6 protein-coding genes, 1 tRNA gene and 1 pseudogene are annotated in these 10,184 nt (G+C 47.2%); 3 read left to right on the plus strand and 5 right to left on the minus strand.

All coding sequences use genetic code 11. From position 1 onward, the window contains the following. Positions 1–462 precede the first annotated feature (462 nt). Positions 463–2,040, plus strand: coding sequence for a peptidoglycan-binding protein (locus tag QUA34_RS24165; protein ID WP_333389594.1), 1,578 nt, complete (start codon positions 463–465; stop codon positions 2,038–2,040). 177 nt (positions 2,041–2,217) lie between these two features. On the opposite strand, the gene QUA34_RS24170 is transcribed toward QUA34_RS24165, so the two are convergent. The 3 genes and pseudogenes from QUA34_RS24170 to lipA all read right to left on the minus strand — a co-directional run. Continuing rightward, positions 2,218–2,745, minus strand: coding sequence for a transcriptional repressor (locus QUA34_RS24170; protein ID WP_006632310.1), 528 nt, complete (start codon positions 2,743–2,745; stop codon positions 2,218–2,220). A 410-nt stretch (positions 2,746–3,155) separates the two neighbouring features. Further along, the gene (sigC, locus tag QUA34_RS24175; protein ID WP_333328408.1) at positions 3,156–4,421 is read right to left on the minus strand and encodes an RNA polymerase sigma factor SigC; all 1,266 of its coding nucleotides are present in this window, start codon (positions 4,419–4,421) and stop codon (positions 3,156–3,158) included. A gap of 807 nt (positions 4,422–5,228) precedes the next feature. Continuing rightward, a pseudogene (gene lipA, locus QUA34_RS24180) lies at positions 5,229–6,104 on the minus strand (lipoyl synthase); the annotation flags it as partial. Between the two features lie 91 nt (positions 6,105–6,195). Here lipA and QUA34_RS24185 point away from each other — a divergent pair. Beyond that, positions 6,196–6,269 (plus strand) — tRNA-Pro (locus tag QUA34_RS24185). Between the two features lie 478 nt (positions 6,270–6,747). After that, positions 6,748–7,869, plus strand: a complete 1,122-nt coding sequence (locus tag QUA34_RS24190; RefSeq protein ID WP_333328403.1) for an EAL domain-containing protein — start codon at positions 6,748–6,750, stop codon at positions 7,867–7,869. 165 nt (positions 7,870–8,034) lie between these two features. Here the strand turns inward: QUA34_RS24190 and QUA34_RS24195 are convergent, their stop codons facing one another. Together QUA34_RS24195 and xth are read right to left on the minus strand one after the other, a co-directional pair. Then, the gene (locus QUA34_RS24195; RefSeq protein ID WP_333328400.1) at positions 8,035–8,910 is read right to left on the minus strand and encodes an SDR family oxidoreductase; all 876 of its coding nucleotides are present in this window, start codon (positions 8,908–8,910) and stop codon (positions 8,035–8,037) included. 171 nt (positions 8,911–9,081) lie between these two features. Beyond that, positions 9,082–9,867: an exodeoxyribonuclease III gene (gene xth / locus QUA34_RS24200; protein ID WP_333328397.1), complete on the minus strand. Its 786-nt coding sequence runs from the start codon at positions 9,865–9,867 to the stop codon at positions 9,082–9,084. Positions 9,868–10,184 lie beyond the last annotated feature (317 nt).

Consider the following 10,184-nt stretch of genomic DNA (forward strand, 5'->3'; position numbering starts at 1 on the left):
AGTGGGGATTTTTAGTGGCTAGTTTTTTGGTTAATCAGCGGTACTTTCCCAGATGCACTCGCCACATGAAAAAGCCGCGTTTCTTAACAAAAAACCTGCGATTTCAGGCTCTTTACCCGACAACCAATTAAGGTGATGACAACCTGCACCCAAGTCTTGTGGTAATTTCTGCTGCAGCCAGATAAAATATTAGCCAGCACTACCCCAGAACTTATTCTTTTTTGGCCTTAAAGGCTAAGACTATGCCTGCAAACTTTTTTGCTGAGTCTCGCGCCTCTAGAAGCAGCGATGCTATCTTAGTTGTTACCTGTAATTATTTTTGACGGTAAATTTTTTAGAAAAACGGGTGCTTCGCGCTTTCCAGGTAGAACTTAGCGTTGATAGAATCCAAGCCAAGCGTGCCAAAAATGATTTTTGGCAGTTTGCTCACACAACCCACCCACAATTTCACACTAAAAAATTATGGAATCTCTTGCTTACCTCGAACTTGCTCTTGTTTGCGAAGCACCCGCAGAGTCGAAAATTTTTGATGAACCCAAGTGGCAAAACCTATCGAGTCAGGCTTACGTCCGTTTGCTGTCTGTGGCTTTGATGCTGTCGGTTTTGAGTGCAGCCGGTGCAGCTTTTGCTCAAATAGATCCGGGATATCCCAATGTGCGAGCGGTTCAAGACAGGTTGCGGGATCTCGGTTATTTTCCCAGATCTTCGACAGGTCAACTCGGCCCGGTAACAAAACAAGCGCTGACTAACTTTCAGCGAGACTATCAACTGTCGCTGACTGGTAGGCCCGATCGAGCTACTGTGATAGCACTCAATAGTTTTGCCGGGGATGACGATCGACCTTTTAATACTATTTATACAAATTATCGGGAGCTGCGTTTTGGAGACGCAGGTGCAGGTGTTTCTGCTCTCCAGCGCAGGTTGAAGCAGCTAGGCTACTTCAACGCGCATCCCACAGGGAGTTTTCGGGAAGTGACTCTTCATGCGGTGAGATACTTCCAGCGAATTAATCGACTGCGGGTGACTGGAGTTGCTGACAGGCAAACTTTAGCTTTGCTGTTTGGTTCCACCAGGCCGATTCCCCCCGTTACGCTTCCAGGGAATATTTCGGGAAATGGCGGTTGCAAGGGGCTGCGGTTCGGAGACAGAGGAGCGACGGTAGACTTGATCCAGCGGCAATTAAAAGCTTTGGGCTATTTTGAAGGTGGCGTTGACGGTAAGTTTCGGGAACGCACTCTCTACGCTGTGACTCGTTTTCAGCAAGATTACAATCTGGTTTCTGACGGCTGCGCTGACACTGCTACTTTGACTGCTATCGATGCCCAGATGAGGCAAGCTGAAATTACCTCATGGACTGAGGAAGATGATCAACAGAGTAATGGCGGAGATTTTCTAGAGTTGGGCGACAGAGGCCGACAAGTGGAATTTGTGCAGCGGCGGCTGCAAGAATTGGGTTATTACAGGAGCCAGATTCACGGTTGGTTCGATCGACCAACTCAGGCAGCTTTGATCCGCTTTCAGAGGGATAGCGGGCTGTTTGGGACTGGAAGGGTCGATCGCAGCACTCGATCAGCTTTGCGGCAAGGTAACAGGCAGGCGGCAGAGCCTGTGCCGCAAATGGTTGCTGGTCTGCGACGGGGCGATACTGGGCCTGCTGTTCGACAACTTCAGTCTGCCCTCAGCAGTCTGGGCAAAAACCCCGGCCCGGTGAACGGAGTCTTTGGAGCCGAGACCGAGTTTGCGGTGCTGTCGTTTCAGGAGGAACGCAATTTGTCACCGGCGACGGGTATTGCCACTCCGGCGACTTTGGCTGCGCTCCAAAATGGATTAGCTGGCCGGGTAGCTGTTCCTGCTGTTCCAATTAGCAGCAGTTTCAACTCTCGATCGAGCATTCAGCAATTACAAAGGCGACTGCAAGACCTCGGCTTTTACGCAGGCCCCATCGGCGGAGTTTTCGATGCTTCGACGAGAGACGCCCTCGATCGAGCTCAGCGCAGTTACGGGGTCAGCAGCGACGATTTGTTGAGCCAAAATTTTTAGCCCCAGGCTTGGGGACGCTACATCAAAGAAATCGGGTTTCTCGTTTCCGACTCATTCCTGAAATGATGTATTTTTCTGAAGAAACCCGGTTTCTGCGTAACTGTGATCGCACTTGGGCTACCGATTTTTGTTAAAACTTGTAACAAGCCGTACTTGAAATGCGAAAATAGTGTACTATCACTCGATTGAATCCGGGGCGCTGCTGCCGTTCTGGGCGATCGACCTCGGACAAGACCAATTGCTGGAAACCAAAGACGGCCATCCCATCCGCAAAGCTTCGTGGCAAACCGTATGAATGGTTAGCTGGCAGTCTAGCAGGTGCAACCCAGACTTTTCAGCTTGCTTCATGCCAATTTTTAAAATCGAATCGTTGTTAAATTCGATCGTTCTGTTGCACTGAACGCAGACTAGGTGGTGGTGGTGATGCGGGTAAGGCTGGTTTATTTCATAGTGTTTGTGACCTTCTGCTAGTTCGAGTTCGCGGAGCAGGCTCATCCTTGCCATTAACTTTAAAGTTCGGTAAATGGTGGACAAGCTAATGTTTTCTCCGCGATTTTTTAACAAAGTGTACAAATCCTCCGCACTCAGGTGATTGCCTTTGGGGAGGTTCTGAAACACGTGCAAGATGGTTTCCCGTTGGGGAGTCATCCGCCAGCCTTTGTCATTGAGTTCGGATTTGAATGAAGACGCGGTGTAAAGTGCCATTGTGACCCTCTCAAGAAAGTCTGCCTATTGACAATAATACACAACGATCGAGATATTTTGCAAATATCGCAGCTTATTGAAAAAAGATTGAGAAAAAAATTTGGTTTTTGATATTGTTTGACTTTTAACCAGCTTTATGAATGAAAGCATCCAGGATACAAGCGCCCGGATTCATCCGTCCAGAAATAAAAAACCTGTATCGGATGAAACTTGCCCCCGAATTTATGCGTGGGGTCAATGCTTCAATTCTAAAATCTAAAATCTAAAATCTAAAATCGATTGACTTGCTGCAGAGGACAGAGAAGTGGTTGAGAAGTAAATATTGTTACTTCTTCCGAATGCCTCATGCCTTCTGCACAAGTGCCAAATGCCTTGCTCCCTGATTAATCGCGCTGATTGACCGGCCAAATTTAAGTCAGAGACTCCAGATAGTCGCGGACGCGGTTGCGACGCTTAGGTTGGCGGAGTTTTTGCAAAGCTTTGGCTTCAATTTGGCGGACGCGCTCGCGGGACAAGTCGAGGGCACGACCGATTTCTGCCAGCGAATAGGGGTGTCCGTCACCCAAACCAAAGCGCATCAGAATTACATCTCGCTCGCGGCTGGTCAAATCTGCCAGCAGTTGCTGCAAGTCGCGGTGCAGAGCTTCTCGCATCAGCATTTCTTCTGGGGAGATGCTGTCGGTTTCGAGTAAGTCGCCCAACTCCGTATCTTTTTCGTTGCCCACTTTAGTTTCCAAAGAAACAGAACGGGGGACTCGCAGCAAAACTTCTCGGACTTGGGGGGCCGTCATGTCCAACTCGACAGCGATGTCTTCGATCGTAGCTGTCCGACCTTTTTCTTGAGAAATTTTGCGCTGGGCTTTTTTGATTTTGTTCAGTTTTTCGGTAATGTGGACGGGGAGGCGAATGGTGCGGCTTTGAGTGGCGATCGCCCGCGTAATTCCCTGCCGAATCCACCAGTAGGCATAGGTGCTAAACCGATAGCCCCGCGTCGGGTCAAACTTTTCTACAGCTCGCTCCAGTCCCAGAGTACCTTCTTGTATTAAGTCGAGCAATTCTAAACCGCGATTTTGATATTTTTTCGCCACCGAAACCACCAGGCGCAGGTTCGCCTTAATCATGTGGTCTTTAGCTTCGACGCCTTCAGCTTGAATTCTTTCGATCGTCTCGACCGTCATCTCGGCTAACTCGGCCCACTGGCGCTTGCCTTCGGACATAATTCGCTTGAGTTCTGGCACGTCATCGACCCCGGCAGTTAATGCCCAGCGTTCCAAGGAAGGTTTATGTCCCAACTGTGCTGCTAAGCGATCGCGCACTTCAATTAAATGCACGAAGCGCCCAATTAGCCCTTCTTCTTGGGATGCGACGGTGTTGCGTAATTCCAGCAATTTGATATAGCGCTGAACTTTTTGAGCCTCCGAGACTTCTTCGTCTCTACCCAAGAGACGAACCCGACCTATTTCTTGGAGGTACAGGCGCACTAAATCTGTAGTGCGACGGTTGGCATTTTTTTGCAATTTGGCTGCTGGGTCTGCATCTTCTGTCTCTGCTGGGTCTTGGTCGAGCAGTTCGTCTCCAGCTTCTTCAGCATCTTCATCCAACACATCACCTTGCAAGGGATTGACTCGCAGTTGTTCGTCGAATTCAGCTTCAGCGTAAAAAGAGGTGGCTGGCATAGTGATTTTCTCAGTTGCTCCGGTGAAAAGATGCTACGCTTAGCGGTTTTTTATAATTAAGATGCCCACTTGGTTAAGACGAAGCATCACCGCTTTGTGTTTCTTTACTAACTTTCCTGACTTTTCTGCTGTTGGAGAGATCGAACTTTTGCTGCCCCACTTGTTTTACCAAGATTCTGGAAAACGCTAAGAACTTTCTGATGTAACAGGTTGAAGGCCCGAAAAGTGTGTTGTACTTCTTTGTTTATGTAGCTAGTATAGATAGTGACTCGCTATAAACAAGTGACGTTAGTCAGAAGTTAAGTTAATCTTCATCACCAATAAGCTGGTTCCCGATCACTTCGGAAAATTAGCCATTTTTTTAATAAAACTTTATATAACTCGGCGCTCTTGATTAAATACGCGGCAGTGGGCGCAGAAGTTTAATCCATTATAGAATAGGGGTTTCAGAGTTGCTCGACTCCCCAGTACCGAGTTATTGGCTGACGCAAAAACCGGGTTTCTTCCTCAATTTTCTGGATGAAAACCTAGAAGTGTGAGGAAGAAACCCGGTTTCTGGATTTTTTTTAGGTAAGTCGCGACTTTGAGGTGGCGATCGACCGATAATTGTTTTGCTGTTGGCTGCTGCTTCTCGCTTAAGATCACGCCCCGAACACCAGCATCTGAAACCGGGTTTTTGGCCCAGGGCCTGCATATCAAACGCAAGTTTTTCCTCGCTGTTACCCGGTTGATCTGGTTTTAGTGAGAATGGTGCGATCCTCTTCGAGGGCTTCGCTAACGGGCGTGAGTCAACTCAAATTAAAATTGCTAGCGTGGGTAAAGTTTCATCAGTTCCCTCACCTGTTCGGCGTGATAGGAACTGCGAGTTAAGGGAGAAGCGACAACTTGCAAGAATCCCAAAGATTCGCCAAACTTTCTCCAAGCATCAAACTGTTCTGGAGGCACAAAGTTTTCTACGTTCAAGTGCTTTTGAGTCGGTTGCAGGTACTGTCCAACTGTTAAAATATCGCAGCCGACAGCCCGTAAGTCCTGCATCGCCTCCCGAATTTCGGCGTCTGTTTCTCCGAGTCCCACCATGATGCCGGATTTGGTGTAAACCCCAGGTGCGAGTTCGCGGCTTCGCTGTAATAGTTCCAAGGTGCGATCGTACTTTCCTTGCGGCCGCACCTTGCGGTAAAGTCGCTTTACGGTTTCGGTATTGTGGTTGAGTACCTCTGGCCGGGCTGCGAGAATGATTTCTAAAGCCTGCCAGTTGCCGCACAAGTCGGGAATCAAAACTTCTATAGTTGTATCGGGCATCGCCGATCGCACTGCTTGAATGCACTCGACAAACTGAGACGCGCCCCCATCCGGCAAATCGTCCCGGTTGACAGAGGTAATCACGACGTGGTTGAGTTTGAGCCGCTGCACCGCTTGCGCCAATCTTTGGGGTTCCGTGGGATCTAATGGTTGGGGCTTTTTCTCAAAATCGATGTCGCAGTAAGGACAGGCGCGGGTACAAGCCGGGCCCATAATCAAAAATGTCGCAGTACCTGCGTTGAAGCATTCGCCGATGTTCGGACACGACGCCTCCTCGCAAACCGTATTCAGGGACAAATCCCGCAAAATTTCTTTGACGTTGCCGACGCGCTCCCACTGGGGGGCTTTAACTCGCAACCACTGGGGCTTAACTGTCACGTCTGTCTCCGCCTGAGTAGTGTTTTACAAATAATTATATACGAGCTTGCTCAATTTTGACTTGAGTGTGATAAGCTAAAAATCTATTGACTAAATCCGGGATGTAGCGCAGCTTGGTAGCGCACCTCGTTCGGGACGAGGGGGTCGCAGGTTCAAATCCTGTCATCCCGATTATAAAATTAAATTGGATATGCCCCAGCAAGTGAGTGTGTTTTGGGCGATCGTCCGGGTGTGTATATTTTTGGTACGCATAAATTAGTCGCTCGGGCGATTCCCTAGGGGATAGCTGCGCTTCACGGACTTGTTAATTCGCCTTGGCTAAAAAATTAACTGTAGCGACTGTTTTGGCAGAGGGAATTAGAGAATAAGGCGTAAAAAATCACAGCAGCAGTAGAGAGTAGCGAACAAGTCTTTGCCTTCTCCCTCTGTGATGATTTGGAACAGTGTTTTATCACAGGTACTTGCTTAATACTGAGAACTTTGACCAAGGTTTGAAACCGGAGGTCAGTATAAATACTGCAATAATTCTTAAATACAAGTTCATCACGATTTACATCTTGAGATAGATGAATTAATAGGTGAATGAGCTTATAATAAAACTTAATTGCTAGCGTGTCTAAAATCCACTCAAAAACCGGAGGATATTCCAATGCAAATAAGTGGCAAAGCCTTCGGCTCCTGCTCTCGCTGCGAAACAGTACCAGCCAAAATAGAGAACCGCGGAGGTCTATACCTGTGGTTTCCAGTATATCATACGCTGACCAAGGTTATTTCTGCACTAACCAAGGCTGAATTTGAATTCCGGCTGTTAGAAGAGAGCAAGTGTTTGTACATTATGCTTGAGGGAATAGCAAAAGAAAAGTTTAACGCCCTAGCATCATCGGTGCTGACAACTCAAGAGTTGAAAGAGACAAAAGTTTTGTGGATGCGGGAAGTTGAACAGCCAAAGCTTAGCGATTTTTATCGCAGCACTTCCTTAGACTCTTTTATTAATTTGAGTAACTCTGATTGGCTGTTAGATTTATTGTCCGAAGAACGCATTACTACGCATTTTCAGCCTATTGTTTATACCTCAGATACTTCTAAAATTTTTGCCCACGAAGCGCTGCTCCGAGGAATTGACGAGCAAGGAAACTTAATTTATCCGGGTCGGATTTTTGCCCAAGCAGAATCAGCAGGCCTAATTTTTCAACTAGATGTTTTAGCCCGGACTCGCGCTATCCGCGAAGCCCATGTTTACGATATCAAAGAACTACTTTTTATTAATTTTTCTCCGACTTCAGTTTACGATCCCGCTACGTGCCTGCGAAGAACAGTACAGGCTATTGATGAAGCTGGAATTCCTCACAGCAATATTGTTTTTGAGGTAGCGGAATCTCAGCACCCTCCTGATCTGGCTCACTTGATTAAGATTCTGAGGTTTTACCGAGAAGCGGGATTTTTAATTGCCCTGGACGATTTTGGCAGCGGTTCTTCTAATTTAAATTTGATGCACCAACTGCGTCCAGATTTTATTAAGTTAGATATGGAATTAATTCGCAACGTCCATCAAGATTATTATAAGGCACTAATTACTGAAAAGATGTTAGAAATTGCGGCTCAATTAGAAATTAAAACTATTGCTGAAGGTGTGGAAACTTTGGAAGAGTTTGAGTGGGTGCGGCAACGGGGAGCAACTTTTGTTCAAGGTTATTTGATTGCTAAGCCGACTTCTCCGCCGATCGCAGTTACGAGCTATATTGGTGCTGAACCAGTACCTATTTCTGCTTAAATGGTTTTCAGTTGCGATTTGGCGCTACATTTGCTCGTTCGCAGGCAGAGCCTGGGGACGCATATAGGAAGGCTCTGCCTCCATTAAAATGAGACAAGGGTTTGGAGGCAGAGCCTCCGGATATTCATTACCAGGCTATGCCTGGTAACGAGAATGACTAGCATTTTAAACGCTCAAATTGCGCCGCAACAAGCTTTCTAAGGATTCCATTCTCATGCCGTAGATTGATTCCAAGTTTTGCACTTCTTCGGGAGTGCAGAAATACTCGTTACCCAGCAATACGCGCAAAGTTCCTAAGTCTTTTTGAGCTTGAGGATTCAATAAACCCAAGGCATTTCTCAAACCGTCAAACACAACCAGTGGCGGGTTGATTACCATCGGTTCGCGATTGAATAAGCGTCCAAAAATGCGGGGAATGTCGTCTCTTGTGAGCACATCCGGACCACCGACTCGCAGAATTTGGTTGCGGGCGCCTTCGACTGTTGGCGAGTCTGCGGCAATCTTTGCTAAGTCGTCGGTACTGACAACAGATGTGCGGTTTTTGCCGTCGCCAATCAGCAGGTAAAGTCCGGTTTCTCGAAATCTTTCTGCTAGGGGTAACAAGCTGGAAGCAAAACCGGCAGGCCGCAAGATTGTATAATTCAAGCCGCTATTTTGCAGGTATTTTTCTACTTCTCGCTTGGCTTTGAATACTGCGGAATCTTCGTATCCTCGATCGACTCCCAGTACCGAAATAAAGACAAAGTGCTGCACTCCGGCTTCTTTGGCGCAGTCGATTAATTCTATGTTAGCGCGGTAATGTACTGCTTGAACGTCGCCGCCGGTGCCGTGGCTGCTGATGATGTATTGCACTCCTTGGCAGGCTTTTTTAATATCTTTGTCTTGTTTTAAGTCGCCGATAAAAATCTCGGCGCCTCGGTTTTCTAGTTCAGAGTAGCGAGATGCGAGGCGAACGAATGCGCGGACAGGCTTTTCTTGCTGTCGGATTTCTCGTACAATTCGGCGCCCTAGCGCGCCTGTTGCTCCGGTTACTAAGAACATGATTTTTAGTTGTTGGTTGTTACTTACATCTTGCACTTTTCTCAATAGTAAGCAAGATGCCTGTACCACAAAGAGTTAATTTTCTTGTGGTGTGGGCATCCTGCCCGCCCATCCAAGGCTTATTGAGAATGGTGCAAGATGTCAATTGTTATTAACCTTATAACTTATAAATCAAATTTCGACAATTACGGGGGCGTGGTCGCTGGGTTTGATTAATTTTCTAGGAGCAATATCTATTGTACAGTTTTTTGCTTGTTCGTACAGGGGAGGGCTAAGATAATGGTGATCGATTCTCCAGCCGTTGTTGCGGGGAAATGCGGCGGCGCGGTAGTCCCACCAGCTATAATGGCCACCTTCTGATGTGAATTTGCGAAAGGGGTCGTTTAATCCTAATTCTATGATTTCTGTGAGTGCGAGGCGCTCGGCGACAGACAAGCCGACGGAGTTAGCATTGGCTTTGGGATTGTGGATATCTCGATCGTCCGGGACGATGTTGAAGTCGCCGCAAATGCACAAGTTGGGGGATTTATCTAGTGCTATTTTGAGGTATTCTTGCAGCAGTTGGAGCCACTTTAGCTTATACTCATATTTCTCGCTGCCGACTTCGGAACCGTTGGGAACGTATACGCAAATAATGCAAATATCGTCTATAACCCCGGCTATTAGGCGTTTTTGTTCGTCAAAAATACCTGTGGTTTCTTCGCCGAGAATGGGGGCAAATCCGGTGCTGATTTGCGTTAGAGGCGATCGGCTAAAAATGGCGACACCGTTGTAGGATTTTTGACCGGAAATGTAGCAGTTGTAGCCGAGGTTGGTGAAGGGTTCTAGGGGGAAGTCTTTGTCTGTAACTTTGGTTTCTTGGAGGCAGAGAACGTCTGGGGAGTTTGTGTGCAACCAGCTAGTAACGTGTTCTAGGCGGGTGCGGATTGAGTTGACGTTCCAGGTGGCGATTTTCATTAATACAGTAATCCTAACGGTGATGTGGGGGGAACCCAAATTCGAATGACTCGGCGCTTGAAAGAGACTGTTGGCGAAGGTCGGAGGGGTGAAACCCCTCAGACATCGCCATCCTGAATAGGCAGAATGATTGTGTAATCACGCAGCATATTAAATAATTTATTATGACTCTTCACCCCCGCGACTGCTCGTCAATTCCAGAAATGACAGCAACTGTTGCACGGGGAGCATGTCACTTTTGCAGTGAGTAATTATACTTATGAAGTTTTTCCCTGATTTCCAATTAACCCGTTCAAGTAAGCACAACTCGGAGCTAA

The organism is Microcoleus sp. POL10_C6 (assembly GCF_036701585.1).
Classification (GTDB): Bacteria; Cyanobacteriota; Cyanobacteriia; order Cyanobacteriales; family Microcoleaceae; genus Microcoleus.

Excerpts from the sequence above, each read along its gene's own strand:
- xth (WP_333328397.1), bottom strand. The coding sequence starts at position 9,867 with ATGAAAATCGCCACCTGGAACGTCAACTCAATCCGCACCCGCCTAGAA.
- QUA34_RS24170 (WP_006632310.1), bottom strand. The coding sequence starts at position 2,745 with ATGGCACTTTACACCGCGTCTTCATTCAAATCCGAACTCAATGACAAA.
- sigC (WP_333328408.1), bottom strand. The coding sequence starts at position 4,421 with ATGCCAGCCACCTCTTTTTACGCTGAAGCTGAATTCGACGAACAACTG.
- QUA34_RS24195 (WP_333328400.1), bottom strand. The coding sequence starts at position 8,910 with ATGTTCTTAGTAACCGGAGCAACAGGCGCGCTAGGGCGCCGAATTGTA.
- QUA34_RS24190 (WP_333328403.1), top strand. The coding sequence starts at position 6,748 with ATGCAAATAAGTGGCAAAGCCTTCGGCTCCTGCTCTCGCTGCGAAACA.
- QUA34_RS24165 (WP_333389594.1), top strand. The coding sequence starts at position 463 with ATGGAATCTCTTGCTTACCTCGAACTTGCTCTTGTTTGCGAAGCACCC.